Source organism: Flavobacterium sp. AK-345, assembly GCF_058310175.1.
This window is the reverse complement of sequence record NZ_JBZEER010000003.1, coordinates 236,107-259,948: the sequence shown is the minus strand read 5'-3', so window position 1 is coordinate 259,948 and position 23,842 is coordinate 236,107. Positions and strand designations below refer to the sequence as shown.

The 23,842-nt window shown below is 32.3% G+C and carries 23 protein-coding genes; 9 read left to right on the top strand and 14 right to left on the bottom strand.

Features of this window, described 5'->3' with window-relative positions; translation table 11 throughout:
* Positions 1-3: 3 nt before the first annotated feature.
* The 6 genes from xrtF (at position 4) to AC4FQ3_RS07970 (ending at position 4,769) form a co-directional block, all read left to right on the top strand.
* On the top strand, positions 4-555 hold the full coding sequence (gene xrtF, locus AC4FQ3_RS07995; protein WP_491181512.1) for an exosortase family protein XrtF: 552 nt from the start codon (positions 4-6) through the stop codon (positions 553-555).
* Entirely contained in the window at positions 545-991 is a 447-nt protein-coding gene (locus tag AC4FQ3_RS07990; RefSeq protein ID WP_491181511.1) for an exosortase F system-associated membrane protein, read from the top strand. The genes xrtF and AC4FQ3_RS07990 overlap by 11 nt, the downstream gene beginning before the upstream one ends.
* A 45-nt stretch (positions 992-1,036) precedes the next feature.
* On the top strand, positions 1,037-1,435 hold the full coding sequence (locus AC4FQ3_RS07985; RefSeq protein WP_471732977.1) for an HYC_CC_PP family protein: 399 nt from the start codon (positions 1,037-1,039) through the stop codon (positions 1,433-1,435).
* 105 nt (positions 1,436-1,540) lie between these two features.
* Entirely contained in the window at positions 1,541-3,547 is a 2,007-nt protein-coding gene (locus AC4FQ3_RS07980) for a TonB-dependent receptor plug domain-containing protein (protein ID WP_491181510.1), read from the top strand.
* 68 nt (positions 3,548-3,615) lie between these two features.
* Entirely contained in the window at positions 3,616-3,957 is a 342-nt protein-coding gene (locus tag AC4FQ3_RS07975; RefSeq protein ID WP_042566106.1) for a heavy-metal-associated domain-containing protein, read from the top strand.
* A gap of 131 nt (positions 3,958-4,088) precedes the next feature.
* Positions 4,089-4,769 (top strand): DedA family protein, encoded by a 681-nt coding sequence (locus AC4FQ3_RS07970; RefSeq protein ID WP_318802344.1) that lies wholly within the window; start codon positions 4,089-4,091, stop codon positions 4,767-4,769.
* 280 nt (positions 4,770-5,049) lie between these two features.
* Here the strand turns inward: AC4FQ3_RS07970 and rodA are convergent, their stop codons facing one another.
* The 6 genes from rodA to purH form a co-directional block, all read right to left on the bottom strand.
* Entirely contained in the window at positions 5,050-6,285 is a 1,236-nt protein-coding gene (rodA, locus tag AC4FQ3_RS07965; RefSeq protein WP_491181509.1) for a rod shape-determining protein RodA, read from the bottom strand.
* 15 nt (positions 6,286-6,300) lie between these two features.
* A complete protein-coding gene (gene mrdA, locus AC4FQ3_RS07960) occupies positions 6,301-8,283 on the bottom strand; it encodes a penicillin-binding protein 2 (protein WP_491181508.1) in 1,983 nt (660 codons plus the stop codon).
* The gene (locus tag AC4FQ3_RS07955) at positions 8,280-8,786 is read right to left on the bottom strand and encodes a hypothetical protein (RefSeq protein WP_042566110.1); all 507 of its coding nucleotides are present in this window, start codon (positions 8,784-8,786) and stop codon (positions 8,280-8,282) included. The genes mrdA and AC4FQ3_RS07955 overlap by 4 nt, the downstream gene beginning before the upstream one ends.
* Positions 8,779-9,603 carry a rod shape-determining protein MreC gene (gene mreC, locus AC4FQ3_RS07950; RefSeq protein ID WP_042566111.1) on the bottom strand — a complete coding sequence of 275 codons (825 nt, stop codon included), beginning with the start codon at positions 9,601-9,603 and terminating at the stop codon, positions 8,779-8,781. Before mreC ends, AC4FQ3_RS07955 begins: the two co-directional genes overlap by 8 nt.
* 110 nt (positions 9,604-9,713) lie before the next feature.
* Positions 9,714-10,742, bottom strand: coding sequence for a rod shape-determining protein (locus AC4FQ3_RS07945; protein ID WP_007804822.1), 1,029 nt, complete (start codon positions 10,740-10,742; stop codon positions 9,714-9,716).
* Positions 10,743-10,798: 56 nt separating this feature from the next.
* A complete protein-coding gene (gene purH, locus AC4FQ3_RS07940; RefSeq protein WP_491181507.1) occupies positions 10,799-12,325 on the bottom strand; it encodes a bifunctional phosphoribosylaminoimidazolecarboxamide formyltransferase/IMP cyclohydrolase in 1,527 nt (508 codons plus the stop codon).
* A gap of 164 nt (positions 12,326-12,489) precedes the next feature.
* Here purH and AC4FQ3_RS07935 point away from each other — a divergent pair, with 164 nt between their 5' ends.
* Complete coding sequence (locus AC4FQ3_RS07935; protein ID WP_491181506.1) at positions 12,490-13,737, top strand: ABC transporter permease; 1,248 nt, start codon at positions 12,490-12,492, stop codon at positions 13,735-13,737.
* A gap of 325 nt (positions 13,738-14,062) precedes the next feature.
* Here AC4FQ3_RS07935 and accD read toward each other — a convergent pair whose 3' ends face one another.
* The 3 genes from accD to tamL form a co-directional block, all read right to left on the bottom strand.
* Positions 14,063-14,917: an acetyl-CoA carboxylase, carboxyltransferase subunit beta gene (accD, locus tag AC4FQ3_RS07930; protein ID WP_042566115.1), complete on the bottom strand. Its 855-nt coding sequence runs from the start codon at positions 14,915-14,917 to the stop codon at positions 14,063-14,065.
* Positions 14,918-15,031: 114 nt separating this feature from the next.
* A complete protein-coding gene (fbaA, locus tag AC4FQ3_RS07925) occupies positions 15,032-16,099 on the bottom strand; it encodes a class II fructose-bisphosphate aldolase (protein ID WP_042566116.1) in 1,068 nt (355 codons plus the stop codon).
* A 60-nt stretch (positions 16,100-16,159) separates the two neighbouring features.
* Positions 16,160-18,715: a translocation and assembly module lipoprotein TamL gene (gene tamL, locus AC4FQ3_RS07920; protein ID WP_491181505.1), complete on the bottom strand. Its 2,556-nt coding sequence runs from the start codon at positions 18,713-18,715 to the stop codon at positions 16,160-16,162.
* Between the two features lie 37 nt (positions 18,716-18,752).
* Here tamL and AC4FQ3_RS07915 point away from each other — a divergent pair, with 37 nt between their 5' ends.
* A complete protein-coding gene (locus tag AC4FQ3_RS07915; RefSeq protein WP_042566118.1) occupies positions 18,753-19,481 on the top strand; it encodes a TrmH family RNA methyltransferase in 729 nt (242 codons plus the stop codon).
* Positions 19,482-19,490: 9 nt separating this feature from the next.
* On the opposite strand, the gene porT is transcribed toward AC4FQ3_RS07915, so the two are convergent.
* The 4 genes from porT to AC4FQ3_RS07895 all read right to left on the bottom strand — a co-directional run bounded on the left by porT (position 19,491) and on the right by AC4FQ3_RS07895 (position 22,362).
* Positions 19,491-20,204 (bottom strand): type IX secretion/gliding motility protein PorT/SprT, encoded by a 714-nt coding sequence (gene porT / locus AC4FQ3_RS07910; protein ID WP_073394883.1) that lies wholly within the window; start codon positions 20,202-20,204, stop codon positions 19,491-19,493.
* 1 nt (position 20,205) lies between these two features.
* Complete coding sequence (ubiE, locus tag AC4FQ3_RS07905; RefSeq protein WP_042566120.1) at positions 20,206-20,937, bottom strand: bifunctional demethylmenaquinone methyltransferase/2-methoxy-6-polyprenyl-1,4-benzoquinol methylase UbiE; 732 nt, start codon at positions 20,935-20,937, stop codon at positions 20,206-20,208.
* Positions 20,938-21,526: 589 nt separating this feature from the next.
* Complete coding sequence (locus AC4FQ3_RS07900) at positions 21,527-22,009, bottom strand: dihydrofolate reductase (protein WP_491181504.1); 483 nt, start codon at positions 22,007-22,009, stop codon at positions 21,527-21,529.
* Between the two features lie 8 nt (positions 22,010-22,017).
* Complete coding sequence (locus AC4FQ3_RS07895) at positions 22,018-22,362, bottom strand: 2TM domain-containing protein (RefSeq protein ID WP_042566123.1); 345 nt, start codon at positions 22,360-22,362, stop codon at positions 22,018-22,020.
* 238 nt (positions 22,363-22,600) lie between these two features.
* Here AC4FQ3_RS07895 and AC4FQ3_RS07890 point away from each other — a divergent pair, with 238 nt between their 5' ends.
* Positions 22,601-22,897, top strand: coding sequence for an isoamylase early set domain-containing protein (locus tag AC4FQ3_RS07890; protein WP_491181503.1), 297 nt, complete (start codon positions 22,601-22,603; stop codon positions 22,895-22,897).
* Positions 22,898-22,937: 40 nt separating this feature from the next.
* Here AC4FQ3_RS07890 and AC4FQ3_RS07885 read toward each other — a convergent pair whose 3' ends face one another.
* Positions 22,938-23,789: a thymidylate synthase gene (locus tag AC4FQ3_RS07885; RefSeq protein WP_491181502.1), complete on the bottom strand. Its 852-nt coding sequence runs from the start codon at positions 23,787-23,789 to the stop codon at positions 22,938-22,940.
* Between the last annotated feature and the right edge of the window lie 53 nt (positions 23,790-23,842).

The window sequence follows — 23,842 nt, the reverse complement described above, 5'->3', positions numbered from 1 at the left end:
AATTTGAAAAAAAATCTTTTGAGAAAATATTTATTACAATTCAAGCCATTTCTAATTTTTATTAGCACTTTTTTTGGTGTTTATATATTGCTTACGGTAATTTATAAATTCTATTTGAATAGTTTTGAAATCAATGATGTTGACGGAATAACAAATGTTGTTGGTCATAATGTTAACCAGTTAATGGATTTGTTTAATTGTGATATTAAAATTTTCAAAAGTATCGCGAATCCTTATATAGAGGTTTGGTACAACAAAAGATATACATTGAGAATCATAGAAGGCTGTAATGCCATAAGTGTTATTATATTATTTGTATCTTTTGTAGTTGCATTTTCAGGAAAATTTAAAACCACTTTGTTTTTTATTCTTTTTGGAATCCTTATCATATATCTGTTAAATGTAATTCGAATTGCATTACTAACGGTGTTATTATTTCATTTCCCCGAAAAAGAACATATTCTGCATGGAGTTCTTTTTCCATTAGTTATTTACGGAGTAGTTTTTATTTTGTGGATCATTTGGGTGAATAAATTTTCAAAGTATGCTAAATAACATATTCGAACATAAGTGGAAAATTATAATAGCAATTGTAATTGTAACCTGTTTCGGAATTATCAGAGCTTTTGAAAATCAGCTTTTTTATGATCCTTTTTTAGTTTATTTTGAATCTGATTTTAAAAGTTTGCCTTTTCCCGAAGTTGACCTTTTGAGGCTTTTTGGAGGACTTTTATTTCGGTATTTTTTGAATACAGTATTGTCTTTAGTATTAATTTATTCTTTGTTTGAAGATGTTGAGATAATTAAATTCAGTTCCGTTTTATACGTCTTTTTTTTATTGCTGCTTTTCGGTATGTTTTTCGCAATCCTGAAATTTTATCTGGAAGGAAGTTGGATTCTTTTCTATATAAGACGATTTATTATTCAGCCAATATTTGTGCTGTTATTTATTCCGGCTTTTTATTATCAGCAGCAAAATCTCAAAAAATAACATTTTTTTTGCGCTTTTTCGAAGCTTTTTAAATAGTTTTGCAATATGAATTTAAAAAAGTGCACAGGACTATTTTTAGCTTTCCTATTGTTGGTTTCCAACATTGGGTTTGCTTTTGATGTGCATTATTGCGGAGGAAAAATTGCTTCTGTTTCATTAAATACCACAGCTTCTGTTTCCTCTGAAAAAAAATGCTGTGGAGCATCCGAAAAAAAATCTTCTTGTTGTAAAGACAAAGTAGTTCATTTTGAAAAAAAATCAGATGATGCCACTATCAAAATATTCTTTTTTCAAATTGCTTTTCCTGCAATAATTCAGGAATTTAAACCAATTGCTTTTTTATCAATTCCTATTTTCAAAAGCAATCAAATCACTTCGTATTATTCTGATGCGAATGCGCCGCCTTTATATCAATTATATCAACAATATATTTTTTACGCCTGATTTTAATGTTTAGAATCAAGCCTGACTTTGGCTTGTGATTCCCTGTTTTTATTTCTTGTGAGAATTCAAAAACAGCATTTTCTAAATAATTAAAATCATTTTTTTATGCAAAAAAATATTATGCTTTTTGTGATGATTTTGCTTTCTGTTTCTGTGTTTTCGCAAGAAGATTTGGAGGAAGTGAAAATTACAAAAAAGCAAAAAGGAATTAAAAAATCCTATACGCTTACGGCAAATACAACCACAATAACCAGTAAAGAATTACTGAAAGCGGCATGTTGTAATCTGGCCGAAAGTTTCGAAACAAATCCATCAATTGATGTCAATTTTTCTGATGCCTTAACGGGAACCAAACAAATTAAAATGTTGGGTTTAACAAGTCCGTATTTAATGATTACCGAAGAAAATATCCCTTCGGTTCGTGGCGCTTCTCAGGTTTACGGATTATCATTTACACCCGGAACCTGGATAGAAAGTGTTCAGATTACAAAAGGGGCAGGAAGTGTTATTAATGGTTACGAAAGTATTTCGGGACAAATAAACACAGAGCTTTTAAAACCTTTAAGCGATATTCCGTTTTTTCTGAATGCTTATGGTTCTACAGATTCTCGTTTTGAGCTAAATACGCATTTCAATAAAAAATTATCGGATAAATGGGCAACAAGTTTGTTTGTACACGGAAATACGCGAGTAGCGAAGAATGATATGAACGATGACGGATTTTTAGATAATCCGTTAGGGAAACAAATCAATGTTTTAAACAGATATCAGTATTATGATCCCGAAAGCGGATTGGTGAGTTTTATCAATTTCAGATATATGAATGATAAAAAACAAACCGGAGAAGTCGATTTTGATAAAGACAGAGATCGCGGGACAACGAATTTCTGGGGATCAGAAATTAATACCGAACGTTTTGAGGTTTCTACTAAAATTGGTTATGTTTTTAAAGATATGCCTTATCAAAGTATCGGTTTTCAAAATGCTTTTAACAGTCATAATCAAGATTCGTATTTTGGTTTAAACCAATATGATATTAAGCAAAATAGTTATTATTCGAATTTAATCTTTAATTCAATTATCAATAATACCAAACATAAATTCACAACGGGTTTAAATTTTACTTACGATCAATATCAGGAATTTGTGAATGTAAACGATTATAGCCGAATTGATAATTCAGTTGGGGCATTTTTTGAATATACATATGACAACACCGATAATTTTAGTTTAATTTTAGGAGGAAGAGTTGATAATCATAACCGTCTTGGTTTTTTCGTAACGCCACGTTTACACATGCGATACAATCCTTGGAAAAATGGAGTAATTCGTTTTTCTGCCGGAAGAGGAAAACGTTCTGCCAATATTTTTGCCGAAAATCAACAGCTTTTTGCGAGTTCAAGAACTTTTTCAATTTTAGATAATAACGGAAAAACCTATGGATTAAATCCTGAAATTGCATGGAATTATGGTATTAGTTTCTCTCAAAAATTTAAACTTTTTAATAAAAATGCCGATGCGGGTTTTGATTTTTACAGAACCGATTTTCAAAATCAGGCCATTGTCGATTTAATGCAAAGTCCGCAGGAAGTTTTGTTTTATAATTTAAAAGGAAATTCATTTGCGAATAGCCTGCAGGTTGAGTTTAATTATGAGTTAGCACATAATCTGAATTTGCGTACCGCTTATAAATATTATGACATTCAGACCGATTATTTGCGAGGAACTTTTCAGCGTCCGCTGCAGGCCAAACATCGTTTTCTAGGGAATTTGGAATACGAAACCAATCTTAACGATGACAAACAATGGAAATTCGATTATACTTTTAACTGGTCAGGAAAACAGCAATTGCCATACACGGCTTCAAACCCAGCTGCAGATCAATTTCCTGATTTTTCTCCTTCTTATGCTGTGATGAATATTCAGGTAACAAGAGTTTTTTCTCCTGTTTTTGAAATTTATATTGGTGGAGAAAATATTGGAAACTATAAACAAGAAAAGGCTATTTTAGGAGCAGATAATCCTTTTGGTCCAAATTTTGACGCTTCGATTGCATATGCGCCTATTTACGGACAAATGTATTATGCAGGATTACGATTTAAAATAAAATAATTCAATAACAATGTCAATGAATATCGATATCAATTTTAAAAATCAATTCAATAACAACAAATAATAATATGAAAAATTTAATTTTAATTGCGATGATCACTTTTTTAGGATTTTCGGCACAAGCCCAAACTAAAAAAAATAAGAATTTTAAATATACAACAGAGGTAAACGGAAATTGTGAGCAATGCAAAAAGCGAATCGAAAAAGCGGCTTATAGTGTTCCTGGCGTAAAAACAGCCAACTGGGATATTAATACACATCAATTAAGTGTAATATTAAATGAAGAGAAATCTTCGCCTGCTGATTTAAATAAAGCCATTGCCAAAGTAGGTCATGACACAAAAGAAGTAAAAGCAACTCAGGAAGATTACGATAATTTGCACTCTTGTTGTAAGTACGAAAGAGGTTAATAATTTAAAGCCCAGGTTTGATAGCCTGGGCTTCTTTGAATAGTTAATTTATCTTTAAAATACCGTATTTTATTGTGGTTAAAGTAAATTATTGTTACTTTCACCAACTATAAATGTAACCAAACCATTTTATGAATAATTTTGATTGGACCCAATTAATTAACCCTGAATTTTATATTACTTTAAGCATCGGAGGTTTCCAAATTGGTTTGTATATTGTTTTGTTTATAGTTTTTGCCGAAACAGGACTTTTTGCTGGTTTTTTTCTTCCCGGAGATAGTTTGTTGTTTTTAGCAGGTATTTACAGTCGTGATTTAATTCAAAATGTAGTTTATATTCCAAGTGATTTTATAAATGTTTTTATACTTTCAATTTTAGTTGCTATAATGGGAGTCCTTGGAAATATGACCGGTTATTGGTTTGGTGCTAAAAGCGGATATTATTTATTTAAAAAAGAAGATTCTTTCTGGTTCAAAAAGAAATATTTATTACAGTCAAAAGATTTCTTTGAAAAGTATGGAGGAAAAGCTATTATCTACGCTAGGTTTTTGCCTATTTTTAGAACTTTCGCTCCAATTATTGCAGGTATAGTTTCGATGGACAAAAAGAAATTTATGTTTTATAATGTTTTGAGTTCGTTTTTATGGTCCTTCTTATTGATTTTTTCCGGCCATTACTTATATGGAGTGTTTTTAAAACAAGGAATTAATTTAAAAGAGCATATTGAATACATCATCATTATAATTGTAATAATCTCTACATTCCCGGTTCTTCTTAAATTATTAAAGAAAAGACCAATTGAAAAAATATAATCGAAATCATATATAGTGAAAAGTCCGAAGTTTTAACTTCGGACTTTTTTTATGAAGCAAAATGAATTAATTTGAAAGTCTGCGTAGTGGTAAAATCAGAATAAAAATTAATGTTCTCCACAATGTTTAGTTTTTACCCATTCTATAGCGATAGATAGTTTTTAAATTGAAAGCATAAAATATAGGCATAAAAAAATCCAAGTCATAAACTTGGATTTTTTTATATCAATTAGAATTTGGAATTTATCCCGAGGCTTCGGGATTGAAATTTAATGTATGTTTACCATTCATTAACCTTGTTAGCATCCATTTTTAAGAAGATAAACAATAAAATAGTGAATCCCCAAAGTCCGGAACCTCCATACGAAAAGAACGGCAACGGAACCCCGATAGTAGGGAAGATACCCACAACCATCGCTATATTTACAAAAAAGTGAATAAACAGAATTCCTGCAACGCAATAACCGTATACCCGGCTAAATTTTGTTTTTTGTCTTTCGGCTAAATAAATCACTCTTAAAAGCAATCCGGCAAAAAGAAGAATAACAACAAGTGATCCGGCAAAACCCCATTCTTCTCCAACGGTTGTAAAAATATAATCGGTATGTTGTTCTGGTACAAAACCTCCTTTGGTTTGAGTTCCTTCTAAAAAGCCTTTTCCTATCCAGCCGCCAGATCCAATCGCAATTTCAGATTGATTGGTATTGTATCCGATACCTTTCATGTCAACTGTTTTTCCTAGTAAAATATTAAAACGGTCTCTATGATGCTGTTTAAAAACATTGTCAAAAACATAATCGACAGATAAAACAAAACCTGAAATCAAAGCCAAAAGTATCGTGCTTAAAAGTAGATTTCGATCTACTGCCCGGCCTTTAAAATGTATAATTATTAATACTCCTAAAGCAATTAGTATAACGACATAAGGCTCTAAAACCAGCGTTAATACAAATAACAAAATTGTTATAAAACCTGTCCAGACATACCATGAAGGTAATCCTTCTCTAAACAAAACAACAATAAAAATACTATAGATTAAAGCACTTCCGGGATCGGGTTGTGGTAAAATTAAAAGCACGGGCAAAAACACAATGGCCAATGCCTGAATTTGTCTGTTTGTTTCCTTTAAGTTAATTTGACTGTCACTTAAATATTTGGCCAAAGCCAATGATGTTGCAGCTTTTGCAAACTCAGATGGCTGAATTGTAAAACTTCCAATAGCATACCAGCATCTTTGTCCGGCTATTGTTTTTCCAAAAAGAAACAATCCCGCTAAGGATAACAAGGAAACACCAAATATAATACTGGCGTATTTTTCGTAAAACTTACCGTCTACAAACAGAACAACAAGTATTAACGGAATAGTACAGGCAATAAATATTAATTGTTTTTCATAAGTGCCATCTGTAGACAATAGGGAAGATGAATATATATTCAGCCAACCCAGAGTTACTAAGGCAATGTAGATAAAGACACTTATCCAATCAATATTATTTTTTACACTTTGATTTCTCATTTGAAATAATCCTTATTAGTTCTCTTTAGTAGTGTCTACGGCTGTTTTTTTAATTTCTGTTTTTGGAGCTGTAGTTGTTGTAGGCACTTTCACTTTCGCTACAACAATTTTAGCCTTCAAAACAGAATCTTTAGGAGTCGATTCGATAGCACTTGCTTCGTTCATTCCTCCCAATTTTGCATATTCGCTTGCTAAGCTTTTGTTTAATACACGAACCTCTAAATCTGTTCGGGTAATTTTTTTTCTTAGATATTTTTCTATCATCAAACTGGCAATTGGTCCCGCAACTGTAGCACCAAAACCTCCATTTTCAATCATAATTGCAATAGCGATTTTCGGATTGTCTTTTGGAGCAAAAGCTACGAAGATAGAGTGGTCTTTTAGCTTCTCTCTTTTACCGTTTATTTTGGCATAGTTTTCAGCTGTACCTGTTTTTCCACAAATATCAATTCCTTCAACTCTCAATGCGTAAGCAGTTCCTTTATTATAAACATCAAACAGACCACTTATTACAGGCGGGAAATATTTTTTATCAATAGTGGTTTCATGCTTGGTTGTAAATTTAGCATCGATTTTTTTTCCTTCAATTTTTTTAATAATATGAGGCGTATAGTAATAACCTTCATTTGCTACTGTTGCCATCATATTCGCAAGCTGAATAGGCGTCATTAAAACCTCTCCCTGACCAATAGCATTAGATACAATTGTTGTGCTTCTCCAGCCTCCGTTAGGATATATTTTTTTATATGTTTTAGAAGTTGGAATATTACCTTTTTTACCCGTAGGTAAATCATATCCCATAAATTGTCCTAAACCAAAACTTCTAACGTGGTTACTCCAAACATCTACCGCTTGTCCTGGATTAGAAAATTTGTTAATCGTAAGCATATAAGCTTGTGCGAAATAGGTATTACAAGAATTGTAAATTCCGTTATGTAATTGATGCGGCCCAAAACCGTGACATTTCATAAAACGACCTCTACCATAACTAAATCCGTGGTGACACATAAAAGTGGTCTGCTCGTTGATAACACCTTCTTGTAAAGCAACCAAGCCAGTCAAAATTTTAAATGGAGAACCTGGAGGATATTCCGCCAAAAGTCCTCTGTCATACAAAGGTTTTGCAATCGAATCGTGATATAAAAGCGTGTAATTTTTAGATCTTTGTCGTCCAACCAAAATACCCGGATCATACGATGGAGCAGTTACCAAAGCAAGAATTTCTCCTGATTTTGGTTCAATGGCTACAATTCCACCTCTTTTATTAATCATCAATTCTTCGCCATATTTTTGAAGTTCAGCATCAATTGTTAAGTTGATGTCTTCTCCGGCAACGGCAATGGTATCGTATTTACCATCTTTGTAAGAACCAATTTCTCGGTTGTATTTGTCTTTCTGAATATATTTTACCCCTTTTATTCCGCGTAAAATTTCTTCGTAACTTTGCTCAACTCCTTGCATTCCTATTAAATCCCCGCTGTTGTAATATGGATTTTTGGCAATTAAATTTTCATTTACCTGAGTGATAAAACCAAAGATATTTGCACCATAATCTACCTCGTAATCACGAAGCGATCTTTTCTGAAAATAGAAACCGTCATATTTTCTGATTTTTTCCTGAAAAGCGGCAAACTCTGATTTATTTAATTGTGATAGAAAAACAGACGGTAATCTTGGACTATAAACTTTTGCTTTTGCAATTCTTTTATAGTATTCTTCACTTGTAATACCAAGCAAATTACAGAACTCAGAAACATTAAGGTCTTTTTTAATTTCGCGTGGAATAACCATAATGTCATAAGAAGCCTGATTGGCTACCAATAATTTTCCATTTCGGTCATATATATATCCTCTTTCAGGATAATCATACGCCTTTTTTATTGCATTATTTTCTGATTTTAATTTGAATGAATCATCAATAATTTGCAAATAAAATATCCTGATCACTAGCAAAGATGCTGCAATAATAATTAAAGAGGGCAGCAGGACTTTTCTCATCTTCTATTGGGCTTAATAAGATAAATTATTATGATTGAAATAATTATGGTGAATATCGAACTAAATAAAGTTCTTAATAGTATGTCCCAGATAAATTTAAACTGAAAAGCTTCGAGTATAAATAGTATAATGTGATGTAATAAAACCGATACTAGAATAAACGAAAACCTTTCGGGTGTTAAAGACTCATTTAGTTTGATTGTTTGGTATTCGTAACTTAGACCAAATGAGAATTTAAAAATATAAGGCCTGTAATACGCCAGAATTACACAAGCTGTTGCGTGAATTCCGCCAGAATTACAAAACATATCCATGGTAAGACCAAGTAAGAAACTCGAAATTATTAAACCTGATTTGTTACTGTTTACCGGATAAAGAATGATATAAAGAATATACGGAAAAGGACTTATGTATCCTAAGAAATTCATATTATTAAAAATAACAACCTGAATTGCCAGTAATATAATAAACCGAAAAATATTGACTAACAATGCGCTATTCATCTTTCTCCTTTTTTTCTAAATTAATAAGTTCTTCGCGGTCTTTACTTTTAATAATATAAACATGTCCAAGATTGGTCATATCGTTAAATAGTTTTACGTTTATGACGTAAAAACTTGTCTTGTCTTTAATGTAAATTTTATCAACGGTACCAATGTTAATTCCTTCAGGGAAAATTACAGATTGGCCTCCTGTAACAATTGTATCGCCTTTTCTGATTGATGCTAATCTAGGTACATCTTCTAACTGAACATATCCGGTGCTTTTACCGTTCCAGGTTAAAGAACCAAAGTGATTTGACTTTTTGATTTTAGCATTAATCTGAGATTTCATATTCAAAATACTAACCACAGTAGAATAGTTTTTTGATGTATTATCAACCACACCAATAATTCCTAAACTGTTGATTACTCCCATATCCTGTTTCACTCCGTCTTTTGCTCCGGAATTTAAGGTAATATAGTTTTCGTGAGTGCTGTAAGAGTTATGAATTACTTTTGAAACAATGATATCAGCAGGTTTTACTCCTTTTATACTGTCAGCCAAAGGTATTTTTGTGGTGTCTTTTTTATTAAATAAAAGGCTTTTTAATCTTGCGTTTTCAAGTACCAGTTCGTCATTTTCGGTTCTTAAATTCAAATATTCATTTACATGATTAATTTTTTCATAAACACCTCCGCTTAAAAAATTAGCCGAACTGATTACTCTGCTTCTGTGATAGGAATGAGATTGAATTGTGAGAGCCAACGAAATACCTAAAAGCAGCAAAAACAGCAATCGATTACTGTTTCGTATAATGAAATTAAAAATTTGCTGCATTTCTTGTTCGGTTATTTTGTTTCAGGATATGCTTTAGGGCTTCAAATTTTACAAGAGCCGAATGATTCAATTCGACTCTCATAAAGATATTTTAATTTGTTATGTGAATCTTATTTTATTAAGATGCTTTTAAATTTTGCAATGTTTTTAAGTGCCATTCCAGTTCCACGAACTACTGCTCTTAATGGATCTTCAGCAATGTAAACAGGTAAATCTGTTTTTTGCGAAATACGTTTATCCAAACCTCTTAACATTGATCCACCACCAGCTAAATAAATACCTGTATTGTAGATATCAGCAGCTAATTCAGGAGGTGTTTGAGATAAAGTTTCCATTACAGCATCTTCAATACGTTGAATTGATTTGTCTAATGCTTTAGCGATTTCACGGTAAGAAACATCTACTTGTTTTGGCTTACCGGTAAGTAAATCTCTACCTTGAACTGACATGTCCTCAGGAGGTCCATCTAAATCTTCGATAGCGGCTCCAATTTGAATTTTTATTTTCTCTGCAGTACTTTCTCCCACAAAAAGATTGTGTTGAGTACGCATGTAATAAACGATATCATTTGTAAAAACGTCACCTGCAATTTTTACAGATTTGTCACATACAATTCCCCCTAAAGCGATAACGGCAATTTCGGTAGTACCACCACCAATATCAACAATCATGTTTCCTTTTGGCTGCATAATATCGATACCAATACCAATTGCTGCTGCCATTGGCTCGTGAATTAAGTAAACTTCTTTTCCGTTTACTCTTTCACAAGATTCTTTTACTGCTCGCATCTCAACTTCAGTAATACCAGATGGAATACATACTACCATTCTTAATGCTGGAGTAAACATTCTTTTCTTTAGTGCTGGTATGCTTTTAATGAACATATTGATCATTTTTTCTGAAGCATCAAAATCGGCAATTACACCATCCTTCAAAGGCCTTATGGTCTTGATGTTTTCATGTGTTTTACCCTGCATCATGTTAGCTTCCTTACCAACAGCAATGATTTTGCCTGATATTCTATCACGTGCAACGATCGACGGACTATCAATAACGACTTTATCATTATGTATGATTAAAGTGTTTGCGGTACCAAGGTCTATCGCAATATCCTCGGTCATGAAATCAAAAAATCCCATAAGTTTTTTAGGGGTTTAAAATGTTATAAATAATTTATCGAACAAAGTTAAACAAATTAATGTTTAAAATGACGTGTTCCTGTAAATACCATTGCAAGATTATTTTCGTTGCAATAATTTATACTTAATTCGTCTTTTATTGAACCTCCCGGCTGAATTACTGCGGTTATTCCTGCTTTTTTGGCTAATTCAACACAATCCGGAAAAGGGAAAAATGCATCACTTGCCATAGAAGCGCCGGTTAAATCAAAGCCAAAAGCTTTTGCTTTATCAACAGCCTGTACTAAAGCATCAACTCTTGATGTCTGACCTGTTCCTGACGAAATTAATGTTCCGTTTTTAGCAAAGACAATCGTATTTGATTTTGTGTTTTTGCAAATTTTTGAAGCAAATATCAAATCTTCTATTTCCTGAGCCGTAGGCTCTGTCGTAGTAACGGTTTTTAAATGCTCTTTATTATCTGTAATATTATTTCTGTCCTGAATTAACAAACCATTAAGACATGTTCTTACTTGTCTTGAAGGTAATTCAACTTCATTTTGAACTAATATGATTCTGTTTTTCTTTTCTTGTAAAACTTCAATTGCATTATCATCATAACTTGGAGCAATTACAACTTCGCAAAATAATTTGTTGATTTCTTGTGCCGTAGCCAAATCAATTTTAGTATTTGCAATTAAAACGCCACCAAAAGCAGATGTTGGATCGCAAGCCAAAGCTGCCAAATAAGCTTCGCTGATTGTTTTTCTTGAAGCTAAACCACAAGCATTATTATGTTTTAAAATAGCAAACGTTGGTCCGTCAGTTTTAAACTCGTTAATTAAGTTTACAGCAGCATCAACGTCTAATAAATTATTGTAAGATAACTCTTTTCCGTGGACTTTTTTAAACATTGCATCAAAATCTCCAAAAAAGAAACCTTTTTGATGCGGATTTTCACCATATCTTAAAACCTGACCACCTGCAATACTTTCTTTATAGATTGTTTCATCAGTATTAAAATAATTGAAAATAGCACCATCATAATGAGATGAAACATGAAATGCTTTTGTAGCAAACAATCTTCTGTTTTCAAGAGTTGTTGCTCCATTTTGCTCTGTAATCAAATCCAAAAGCAAACTGTATTCATTTACCGAAGCCACAATTACCGTGTCTTTGAAGTTTTTTGCACCGGCACGAATCAATGAAATTCCGCCAATATCAATTTTTTCGATAATATCTTGTTCACTTGCACCAGAAGCAACAGTTTTCTCAAACGGATACAAATCAACAATCACCAAATCAATTTGAGGAATATCAAATTCTTTCATTTGCTGAACATCACTTTCATTATCCTGACGATTTAAAATTCCGCCAAAAATTTTCGGGTGTAATGTTTTTACTCTTCCACCAAGAATTTCAGGAAAAGAAGTAATGTCTTCAACAGGAACTACCGGAATTCCAAGGTTTTTAATAAAATCTTCTGTTCCGCCAGTTGAGTAAAGTGTTACATTTTGTTCGTGTAATTTTCTAACGATTGGCTCTAGTCCATCTTTTGAAAAAACAGATATTAATGCCGATTGTATTGTTTTAGTTGTGCTCATTGTGTAGTTATGATTTTCAGACTGCAAAAGTAGTTTTTTTAAATATTATTTTAAAGGATTTAATGTAACATTATACTAAAAAAATGTACTCATGAGTAAGTTGATTTTTATTAGGTTTTTGATTTTAATTTATTGAATTTTACTTTATTGAAAAATACTATTATATGCTACTTTATCTTCGGTTATTAAAAGAAAGTCTGAGCTTTGCCATTAACGCTTTACGAAATAATAAATTGCGAACTTTATTGTCTTTGTTAGGTGTTACAATTGGTATATTTTCAATTATTGCTGTTCTTGCTGCTGTTGATTCTTTAGACCGAAAAATTTCTAAAGATTTGAGCAGTTTAGATAAAAATACGATTTATTTAATGAAATATTGTTTTGGGCCGTCAGAAATTCCGCAATGGAAAAGAGAGCAATTCCCCAATGTAAAATATGACGAGTACATCAACTTGAAAAATTCACTAAATAATACAGAACAAGTTGGATATCAATTATTCGTAAATCGTGAAAGCTTAAAATACGATTCGAAAACCGTTGCCGATGTAAATATGGTTCCGTCATCATTTGAAATGGTCGATATTGATGGCTTAAGTTTCGACAAAGGAAGATTTTATAATGAATCTGAATCCAATTCAGGAACTCCTGTAATTGTTTTAGGATATGATATTGCCAACGGACTTTTTGGAGAAAGTGATCCTGTCGGAAAAAGTATTCGTTTATACGGACAGCGTTTCACGGTCATTGGCGTAATGAAAAAACAAGGAGCAGGTTTTTTTGGAGACAGTAATGATACTTCTGTTTATTTTCCGGCAAATTTTCTTCGCAGAATGTACGGCGACAGCGATGCTATGACGCCTGTAATAGTTTTAAAGCCTGTAAAAGGAATTGATATGGATGCTTACAAAGCCGAAGTTGCACAAAAACTAAGAGCAATTCGCGGAATGAAAGCAGGGGAGATGGATAACTTTTTCATCAATGTACTTTCCGGATTTACCGATTTTATAGATGGAATTTTAGGCCAGATGAATGTTGTAGGATGGATTATCAGCGGATTTTCTCTTTTGGTTGGAGGTTTCGGAATTGCAAATATTATGTTTGTATCCGTAAAAGAAAGAACCAATTTAATCGGAATTCAAAAATCGCTTGGCGCTAAAAACAGATTTATTTTATTTCAGTTTTTATTCGAAGCCATAATTCTTTCTGTAATTGGCGGAATTATCGGTTTGTTGATGGTTTGGGGAATTGCATTGATTCTAACAAAAGCACTCGATTTTGAATTCGTCTTAAGCTTTGGAAATATAATTTTAGGAACAACTCTGGCTGCGCTTATCGGATTAATATCTGGAATTTTACCTGCGATTTCAGCAGCAAATTTGGATCCTGTTGAGGCAATTAGAACGGGAATGTAGCTCTAAGATTCTAAGATGCTGAGTTGCTAAGGTTCTAAGTTTTTTTGGAAGGTTCTGAGATGCTAAATCTCTAAGATTTTTGAATTCCTGAAAAAGTTCCAGAGGAACGACATGTTGGTAGCAACGGAATTTATTCCGTTGAAATATGAAGTACAAGGAATCAAGATGTTCCGGAGGAACTACATATTGGTAGCAAAGGAATTTATTCCATTGAAATTGAAATGCACACATTCAAAAGTTCCGTAGGGACGACATGTTTGTAGAATAAAAAAATCTCACCTGCAATTAAGCGGATGAGATTTTAAATGTTTTTAGAAGTTTTAAACTATCTAATATTGTTATTCTGAATCAAATCAATGTATAAGTTGATTTTGTCTTTTAAATCTTTTCTTGGTGTAATAAAATCAAGGAAACCGTGCTCTAAAAGAAACTCAGCCGTTTGAAAACCTTCCGGTAAATCTTTTCCTGTAGTATCACGAACCACACGCGGACCAGCAAAACCAATCAAAGCACCTGGCTCAGAGATGTTAATGTCTCCTAACATGGCGTAAGATGCAGTTGTTCCTCCTGTAGTTGGATCTGTACATAAAGAAATGTAAGGTAAACCAGCTTCAGCAAGCTGCGCAAGTTTAACAGATGTTTTTGCTAATTGCATTAATGAATAAGCTGCTTCCATCATACGAGCTCCACCAGATTTAGAAATCATTACAAAAGGCATATTGTTTTTGATCGCGTGATCAATACCTCTGGCAATTTTTTCACCTACAACAGCTCCCATAGATCCACCAATAAAGGCAAAATCCATACAGCAAATTACAAGTTCTTTTCCTTTAGATTTTCCTACTCCGGTACGTACAGCGTCTTTAAGATGTGTTTTTTCCATTACATCTTTCAATCGTTCTGCATATTTTTTTGTATCCACAAAATGCAAAGGATCTTTTGATGTCATGTTTTTATCTAACTCAACAAATTCGTTATTGTCGAATAAAATTTCAAAATAGGTTGCGCTTCCAATTCTAACGTGAAAATCATCTTCCGGACTAACAAATAAGTTTCGGGCTAATTCGTCAGCGTCAATAATTTTTCCAGTAGGAGATTTGTACCACAATCCTTTCGGAACGTCCATCTTATCTTCTGTAGCGGTTGTAATCCCTTTTTCCTGTCTTTTAAACCAAGCCATTTTTATAATTTTAGAATGTAGATTTTAAAGTTTAGATTTTCAAAACTGATTCAAAATTTAGATCTTAGGCTTCGTATTTCAGAAATCTAAAATCTAAATTCAGAAATCTAAAATTTAAAGTGTATTTACGTTATTCAAGTCTGCAAAAGCTTGCTCAAGTCTTGTGTTGAATGTCACTTCGCTTTCACGTACCCATTTTCTTGGGTCATAATATTTTTTGTTAGGAACATCAGCACCTTCAGGGTTACCAATTTGTGTTTTTAAATAGTCAATGTTTTTAACCATATAATCACGAATTCCTTCAGTATATGCAAATTGTAAATCTGTATCAATGTTCATTTTGATAACTCCGTAGCTAATTCCTTCTCTGATTTCTTCAAGTGTAGAACCGGAACCTCCGTGGAAAACGAAATCTACCGGGTTAGGACCAGTTTTGAATTTGTTTTGAACGAAATCCTGAGAATTTTTTAAGATTTTTGGAGTTAATTTTACGTTTCCTGGTTTGTAAACACCGTGAACGTTTCCAAAAGCTGCAGCGATAGTAAATTTAGGACTTACTTTAGATAATTCTTCGTAAGCATAAGCTACTTCTTCTGGCTGAGTGTATAATTTAGAACTGTCGACATCAGAGTTGTCAACACCATCTTCTTCACCACCTGTAATACCTAGCTCGATTTCTAATGTCATACCCATTTTACTCATTCTCGCTAAATACTCTTTACAGATCTCAATGTTTTCTTCGATTGGCTCCTCAGACAAATCGATCATGTGAGAACTAAATAATGGTTTTCCTGTTTCTGCAAAATGTTTTTCAGATGCATCTAACAAACCATCAATCCAAGGCAATAATTTTTTTGCGCAGTGGTCAGTATGTAAAATTACTGTTGCACCGTAAGCTTCTGCTAATGCGTGGATATGTTTTGCTCCAGCGATTCCACCAGCGATTGCTGATTTTTCACCTGCATTAGATAATCCTTTTCCAGCATTAAATTGTGCTCCTCCGTTTGAAAATTGAATGATAACTGGCGCGTTTAGTTTTGCTGCAGTTTCAAGAACTCCATTGATTGTGCTAGACCCTGTAACATTTACTGCTGGTAAAGCAAAACCTTTTTCTTTCGCATAATTAAAAATCTCCTGAACCTGATCTCCTGTAGCTACTCCTGGTTTAATATTGTGTGCCATTGTAATTTTTTTTATAGTTGTTTTTAGTTTTTAGGTTGCAAAAATAAGAATTAATTAGCATTAGAAAGGATAATTTATTCCAAAATTTAAAACCGAGTGCCCAAAATTGTATTCTTTAAACCAACGATCTCCCTCTGGATGCGCCGGATTATAGGTCTTAAAGCCTAAATCTAAACGAATCACAAAAAAGCTTAAATCGTAACGTAAACCAAATCCTGACCCCAAAGCAATTTCTTCTAAATCGTTTAAGTTGTTGAATTTTGCTTTGTCATCAATCACATTATCGAGTACATTCCAGATATTTCCGGCGTCTGCAAAGATAGCTCCTTTGACATCTCCGAAGATTTTAAATCGAAATTCGGCACTCATTGCAATTTTCATATTGGCCTCATTAAAATCGTTCAAAGCATTTGTGCTTCCGGGACCTAATGAATAAGGCTGCCATGCACGATTATCATTAGAACCTCCCGCATAATAACTTCTTGAAAACGGAATGTAATTTGAGTTTCCAAACGGAATTGCGATTCCAAAAAAGCTCCTTACTGCCAAAACTTTTTCTTTACCAAAATCCCAGTGTTTAATATAATCTAATTCGGTTTTTACATATTCTGAATATTCCAAATTAAAAATTTCATAGTTGCCGTTTGTGTTTTTAGCTAAACCCGCAACGCTCGAAATAGCTGATAATAAAGTTCCTGCAGATTCTATTTTAGTTTTAAATTGATAAAAAGTATTGTCGGCAAGATCTTTTTTTGTTGTTGTGGTAAAAGTATAACTCGTTGCCAGAATAAAATCGTTTTCTGTCAATCTTACTCTTCTTTCCTCAATACTTTCAACATCTTTATATTGTGCATCTGCCGGAGTTAATGCTGTTTGATTGTTTAAAACTTCATTAGTAAAATTCGTTGTTCCCTGGCTAATGATTAAATTTCCATTTTCATCTATGTTTGTCGCATCAGTATTGTATTGATTTGCAATGCCGTTTAATTCATTATAAGAAGAAGTATAAACTCTGTAATAATTGCCTGGATTTAAATTACGTACAAACTGTGCATTCAATAAATCAAGTTTTACTGTATTACGTCTTTTTGGAGACCAGTTGTAAGATAATCCACCTGTAAAATTTTCTTTATCTAAACCAATATTTCTTTGTTTTGAAAAACCAGCTGCAATACTCGTTGAAGGAATCATTCTTTTCGGAATAATTTTTTCAGTTCCAAACGGCATCAAGATTCTTGGAAAATTAAGTTTTGTATCAATTCCGTATTCCGAAACATTAAAGAAATTATTATTTGGATTGGCCATATCTTTTGATGATCCGATATTTAAACGCGCCGAGATTTCTAAAGTTTCAGCCCTGTTAAAAACATTTCGAATCGTTTCAGAAACACTCGCTCCAATTCCAAAATCTTGAATATTAGAATGTGTAAAATCCAAGGTAGCCCCAAAACTATATTTCTTTCGTGGTGTTAAATAAACATTAGCAATTAAAGATTCTCCTGCGGGATCTCGTTTGTCGACCTCATATTGTATCGAAGGATAATTAAAAATCTTCAAATTATTCAAATATCGGGAAGAAAGGGTTGTTCGTGTATCAGAAAAAGTACTTCCTTTTGTGATAAAAATCGCATCTGTTATTGCGCGGGGTTTATACTTTAAGGTTTTATAGCTGTATAAATTAAAGTTGTTATAAGCGGTACTATCGTTAATTTTTGTTTTTGCATTCGTTGGAGAATAATCTGTATAAATATTGACATCGCTGATTTTATACAATTTAAAAGGTTCAGTGCGGCTCGAATCTCTTTCCTGAATGTTATTGTTTTTAATAATTAAAGTTACATCTGCCTTGTTTTGTTTGCCAATCGTATCAATATTATAATTGATATAAGTTGGCTGAAAAAAGTAAGCACCATGATTTCTGAAATAAGTGGTAATACGGCTTTTTTCTTCCTCAAAATCAGAAGTTTTAAATTGATTTCCGGATTTTAAAAGAGAAGGTTCATTATTTGTTTTGTATAATGAATCGAGAGCAGGAGTAAGAATGTTGGTTTTAATTGAATCTAAAGTATAACCTGGTCCCGTTGTAATATTATAATTTACCTGAGCTTTTTTTCTGCCAACACTATCAATATTATAATCTGTTTTTACATTAAAAAATCCATTGTTGAAATAATAATATTTTAAACGAGTCAGCGACTTTTTTGTTTTTGCAGTGTCTATAATAACAGGCGGTTCACCGGTATTTTTTAAAAATTCGTGAATTCCTTTATATAAAAATGATTGTCCAAGACGATCTACTTGCTTTGCAGATAAAACTTTTGCCTGGCGCTCATAAAGACCTGGATTGTTTTTAAATTTTGCCTGATAAGTAGAATCAGGATTTAAATTGGCTAAATTGTACATGTTTAAACGTAATTTGTAGCCTAATAAAGTACCATTTGGTTTTTGGTACATTTGATTTGATGCTATTTCGTCGTTTGTAGACTTTCCATTAACCAGAATATTATTTTTCACAAGAAGGTTTTTTCCATCCGGAACTCTTTTTACGGCATTACAAGCAGAAATAAATATTGCTATTAGAATAAATGCTACTATTTTTGTGGAATTCTTTTTCAAGTGTTTTTTAATATTTAATTCAAAAGTACATTATTTTATGGTTAGTAAAAACCAAATAAAACTTATAACAGGTTTACATCAAAAAAAGCAACGTTTTGCAAATCAATTATTTTTTGCCGAAGGAGTAAAAGTAATTCAAGAACTCTTGCAATCCAATTTTGAATTAGAACATTTATACACAACACAAAATGATTTCGAAATAGTTGAGCCTTCAAAACGTACGCTTATTAATGAGCAGGAACTTAAAAAAATAAGTGCTTTATCAACTCCAAATTCTTGCTTGGCGGTTTTTAAAATTCCTGCCGAAAATAAAATTACCGACTCTGGTTTAATTGTAGCTTTAGACGACATTCGTGATCCCGGAAATTTAGGGACCATTTTGCGTCTTTGCGATTGGTTTGGCATCAAACAAATTATTTGTTCAAAAGAAACCGTTGATATCTACAATCCCAAAGTAGTTCAGGCTACAATGGGTTCTATTACCAGAGTAAACGTAAATTATGTCGATTTGAAAACTTTTATTTCGCAAACAAAATTACCTGTTTTTGGAACTTTTATGAATGGAGAAAACATTTATCAATCTAATTTACCACAAAACGGAATCATTATTATGGGTAATGAGGCCAATGGTATTTCGGCAGAGATTGAAAAAACGGTTACCAGCCGACTCACAATTCCAAGATTTGGAGAGCTACAAAAAACCGAAAGTTTAAACGTAGCTACTGCAACAGCAATTATTCTAAGTGAATTTAAACGAAATAGTTGAGAAATTGTTTTAATGAAAAGTGAAATTTATTAAAATCGCTCTTGATTTCATAGAATCAATATTATCTGTCCACGGACTTGGTCCATTTGCAGGATTATCGCGAATTAATTCATCGGTTATACCAAACATTCCTCTGATAGAAGGTGAGAAAATAAAATATTCAGAGAAAATATCTATTCCAAAACCAAGTTCGTAAGCGGCAGTCCACGGTTTAACCCTGAATTTTCCTTCATGGTTATCATCCTTAGATTTCGAATTACTCGATAAGTTTAATGTCGTAGACATTCCGCCAACTAAATATGGGCGAATGTTTCCGGTACGCAATGATGAGAATTTTAATAGTAAAGGAAAATGTATATAAGTACTGTTTACTTCTCTTAAATAATCTTTTTCTAAAGGCATTTCAGGATAATACAAATCTCTTTTTGTGTAATACAAACCTGGCTCAAAACGCAAATTAATGTATTCCTGCAATCTTAAATCGGCAACAACACCAACATTAAAACCAGTTGTTTTTTTTACCTGAATGTCTTGTTGAACGACATTTTTGTAATCAATTTTAAAGTCGAAACTATTGAAGCCTAAATAATACCCGAAGTACAGGCGTTGTTTTTGCCAGTTTTCGAGATTAATAATAGGATCTTTGCTAAACATGTTTTTAGCAAATTGAGAATATCCTTTTGTCGTTAAGACTAATAAAAGTAAGATTACTGTTTTTTTCATACTATTTTTTAGAAGCAGAATAAATGGTTGCAACTCCAAACGTTTGTGGCATAGCCACAACATCTATAAACCCAATTTTTCTCAAAATATTGTTTAACGCTTCTCCATAAGGAAAAACAGCAGCCGATTCAGACAAATATCCATAAGCTGAATTATCTTTAGAGAATAGCTTCCCTATAACGGGAAGTATGTTTTTTGTATAGAATTTATATCCTTGTTTATAAGGTGTTTTATCTGGTACCGAAGTTTCTAAGATAACAAAAACACCATTTGGTTTTAAAACTCTTAAAATTTCTGCGAAACCTTTTTCTAAATTCTCAAAGTTTCGAACTCCAAAACCCACAGTAATCGCATCAAAATAATTATCTTCAAAAGGTATGCTTTCTGAATCCCCTAAAACTAGATCAATAACATTTGATAGTTTTTTTTCTTCTACTTTCTTTTTTCCCACCTCAAGCATTCCTGCAGAAATATCCAGGCCTATAATTTTTTCAGCATTAGTTTGTGTCATTAAAATAGCAAGATCACCGGTTCCTGTCGCAATGTCAAGAATGATTTTTGGCTTTTTATCAGAAACTATTTTCAATACTTTTTTTCGCCATTTAATATCAATTCCAAAAGAAATTACGCGGTTTAAATTATCATAATTTCCAGAGATAGTATCAAACATTTGAGCAACTTGTTCTTTTTTGCCTAACGTAGAGTCTTTATATGGGGTTACCTTTTCAGTCATTATTTTTTATTTACGCAAATATAATACAATCTGACTTAACTGTTATGGGTTTTTTAATTTGTAAATCAAATGTTTCAGAAAAACATTTTTAAGCTAAACAATTGTCTTTTGCTTATCACGGAAAGTGGGTATTATAAAAAAATCACGGAAAGTGGGTATTGTGGCAACAAGATTTTATTGTCACTTTTGTCCTATAAAAATATTAAAATTTTTAATGATTAATAGTTGTTGTGACTCAAATCAAATGAATACTTTTTGCGCTGGTAATTTCATTTGTTCTTGTAGGTAGTTTTGAAAGTATCATTTTTAATGATACTATTTTTAAAGCGCGAAATACGTTCTTAGGATTAAATTTGTTTTTGGAAATTTTAATTTTCTTGTCTTTAATACCTTCGTGGTATTTGGTATTAAAGACCCCATTTTTTGAGATTTATTCTCAGAAAAACAATTCATTTATAACAATAGTTTTCAATTGTTTAACAATTGTAAATTTTACGTCATGTTATCAAATACTATTTCTTGAATGAGTCCTAAGCTAGAAATCATTTTTTATTAAAGACATCCTCATTTTTTGGGGATGTTTTTTATTTTATCTTTTAATGTAAGTTTCGTAAGTGTAGTCAAAAAGATGTTTTTCATCTTTAAAATTTTCTTCAGATTCAACCAACAGCCAATCGCTTTCATTAATTTTAGGAAAAAATGCATCAGCTTCAAAAGTATGATGAACCTTTGTGATTTCTATAATGTCAGCATATTGCAAACCTAAGTTATAAATCTCTCCTCCGCCAATAATGTATGAGTCTTCGTTTTCAGGACATATAGCAATTGCTTTTTCAATGCTATTTACAACAATGCAGCCATCGGGGTTGTAGTTCTCCTGGCGCGTTATAACAATATGAGTTCTGTTGGGTAATGGCTTTGGAAAACTTTCAAAAGTCTTTCTTCCCATAATAATATGATGACCGGTTGTAAGTTCCTTGAATCTTTTAAAATCATTTGGTAAATGCCAAACAAGTTCATTATTTTTTCCAAGCGCATTATTTTCGGCTACAGCCGCTATCATTATAAGCATCGTATAAACTAAATTTTGTTATCTGTATCCTCGTTGATTTTTGATTCTAATTGACTAATTCTTTTTTGTTGTAAAGCAACAAGTCTGTCAATTTGTTCTCTTTCCCACTTTTTATTCATAAATCTGTCTGTAATGTAGACTTTTATAAAATGCAGAATAAAAATGAAGAGCCATATCGTTATGCCCCAGATACACCAATTTTGATCTGTGTTAGCGCCAAAACCAAAAAATCTATTTGCTATAAATAAAAATAGACTCCCTATTAAAAAAAGAACAAAATGAAAATAAAGAACTTTCTTTTGTCTTAATCTTCTTCTGGCATATTCGTATTGTTCGTGCGCTTCTTTTTCCATAAGATATAAATGAGGTCATAAAGTTAAAATTTATTTTGAAATTCAACAATTTGAAGCATGGAATATTTCGTTAAAAACAACTGTTTAATTCTAATTGCTAAAAAAAATAGTATTAAAATTATAGATATGATTAAAATTACACACGCTTTTTGTTATTGTCACAAATCGCTTTAGTACGTGTCTAATGTAAGAATGATTTTGTGTAATTTAGGTGTATAAATCTAAAAATTAAATAGTTATGTCTTTAAAGAAGCAATTTATCAAAACAAAACCAGTTTGTAAGGTTACATTTTCTGTAGAAGCAAAAGATGCAAGTTCGGCTGCTGTAGTTGGAGATTTTAATAATTGGAATGCCGAGGAAGGAACTTTAAGCAAGTTAAAAAACGGGACTTTTAAAGCTACTTATGACTTAGTGAAAGATGCAATTTACGAGTTTAAATACCTAATCGATGGAAGCTATGTTAACGATCCTGAAGCAGATTCATACAAATGGAATGATTTTGCAGGAAGTGAAAATAGTGTTTTGGTAGTATAAAAAAATCCGCTTAAAATTAATTTTAAGCGGATTTTTTTATTTATACAGCAACACTTCCTTTTATACCTGCATGTGGTTCATAATCAACAAGTGTAAAATCGTCATAATCAAAATCAAAAATGTTTTTAATCGCAGGATTTAAAATCATTTTTGGTAATGGTTTTGGTTCGCGCGTTAGTTGTAATTCTAATTGCTCAAAATGATTGTTGTAAATGTGTGCATCTCCAAAAGTATGAATAAATTCACCTGCTTCAAGATTGCAAACCTGGGCAATCATCATCGTTAATAATGCATAAGAAGCTATATTAAACGGAACGCCTAAAAATATATCGGCGCTTCTTTGGTATAATTGACAAGATAGCTTTCCTTTTGTTTCGCCTTTTTCAAGATCAGGACTTGTAACATAAAATTGAAAAAAAGCATGACAGGGAGGCAAGGCAGCTTTGTTATTTGCTACATTTTCTTCAAATGATTTCTTGGTGTCTGGCAAAACCGATGGATTCCAGGCCGAAATTAACATTCTTCGGCTGTTTGGATTTGTTTTTAATTCAGTAATTAATTCAGAGATCTGGTCAATTTCTTCGCTATTCCAATTGCGCCATTGATGGCCGTAAACAGGCCCTAAGTCTCCATTAGAATCTGCCCAGGCGTCCCATATTTTCACCCCGTTTTCCTGTAGATATTTAATATTAGTATCACCTTTTAAAAACCAAAGCAGTTCGTAAATGATAGATTTTAAGTGTAATTTTTTGGTTGTAACCATTGGAAAACCTTCACTTAAATCAAAACGCATTTGGTAACCAAAAACACTTTTTGTTCCGGTTCCGGTTCGGTCTCCTTTTTGGTTACCGTTTTCTAAAACATGTTTTACTAAATCTAAGTATTGTTTCATAATTGGTTTAATCGTTTATTCGTTTTGTTGTTTATTCGGGCAAATGTTTAATC

Coding starts and splice junctions, on each gene's coding strand:
- AC4FQ3_RS07990 (WP_491181511.1), top strand. CDS start 545: ATGCTAAATAACATATTCGAACATAAGTGGAAAATTATAATAGCAATT.
- AC4FQ3_RS07985 (WP_471732977.1), top strand. CDS start 1,037: ATGAATTTAAAAAAGTGCACAGGACTATTTTTAGCTTTCCTATTGTTG.
- AC4FQ3_RS07980 (WP_491181510.1), top strand. CDS start 1,541: ATGCAAAAAAATATTATGCTTTTTGTGATGATTTTGCTTTCTGTTTCT.
- AC4FQ3_RS07975 (WP_042566106.1), top strand. CDS start 3,616: ATGAAAAATTTAATTTTAATTGCGATGATCACTTTTTTAGGATTTTCG.
- AC4FQ3_RS07970 (WP_318802344.1), top strand. CDS start 4,089: ATGAATAATTTTGATTGGACCCAATTAATTAACCCTGAATTTTATATT.
- rodA (WP_491181509.1), bottom strand. CDS start 6,285: ATGAGAAATCAAAGTGTAAAAAATAATATTGATTGGATAAGTGTCTTT.
- mrdA (WP_491181508.1), bottom strand. CDS start 8,283: ATGAGAAAAGTCCTGCTGCCCTCTTTAATTATTATTGCAGCATCTTTG.
- AC4FQ3_RS07955 (WP_042566110.1), bottom strand. CDS start 8,786: ATGAATAGCGCATTGTTAGTCAATATTTTTCGGTTTATTATATTACTG.
- mreC (WP_042566111.1), bottom strand. CDS start 9,603: ATGCAGCAAATTTTTAATTTCATTATACGAAACAGTAATCGATTGCTG.
- AC4FQ3_RS07945 (WP_007804822.1), bottom strand. CDS start 10,742: ATGGGATTTTTTGATTTCATGACCGAGGATATTGCGATAGACCTTGGT.
- purH (WP_491181507.1), bottom strand. CDS start 12,325: ATGAGCACAACTAAAACAATACAATCGGCATTAATATCTGTTTTTTCA.
- AC4FQ3_RS07935 (WP_491181506.1), top strand. CDS start 12,490: ATGCTACTTTATCTTCGGTTATTAAAAGAAAGTCTGAGCTTTGCCATT.
- accD (WP_042566115.1), bottom strand. CDS start 14,917: ATGGCTTGGTTTAAAAGACAGGAAAAAGGGATTACAACCGCTACAGAA.
- fbaA (WP_042566116.1), bottom strand. CDS start 16,099: ATGGCACACAATATTAAACCAGGAGTAGCTACAGGAGATCAGGTTCAG.
- AC4FQ3_RS07915 (WP_042566118.1), top strand. CDS start 18,753: ATGGTTAGTAAAAACCAAATAAAACTTATAACAGGTTTACATCAAAAA.
- porT (WP_073394883.1), bottom strand. CDS start 20,204: ATGAAAAAAACAGTAATCTTACTTTTATTAGTCTTAACGACAAAAGGA.
- ubiE (WP_042566120.1), bottom strand. CDS start 20,937: ATGACTGAAAAGGTAACCCCATATAAAGACTCTACGTTAGGCAAAAAA.
- AC4FQ3_RS07900 (WP_491181504.1), bottom strand. CDS start 22,009: ATGCTTATAATGATAGCGGCTGTAGCCGAAAATAATGCGCTTGGAAAA.
- AC4FQ3_RS07895 (WP_042566123.1), bottom strand. CDS start 22,362: ATGGAAAAAGAAGCGCACGAACAATACGAATATGCCAGAAGAAGATTA.
- AC4FQ3_RS07890 (WP_491181503.1), top strand. CDS start 22,601: ATGTCTTTAAAGAAGCAATTTATCAAAACAAAACCAGTTTGTAAGGTT.
- AC4FQ3_RS07885 (WP_491181502.1), bottom strand. CDS start 23,789: ATGAAACAATACTTAGATTTAGTAAAACATGTTTTAGAAAACGGTAAC.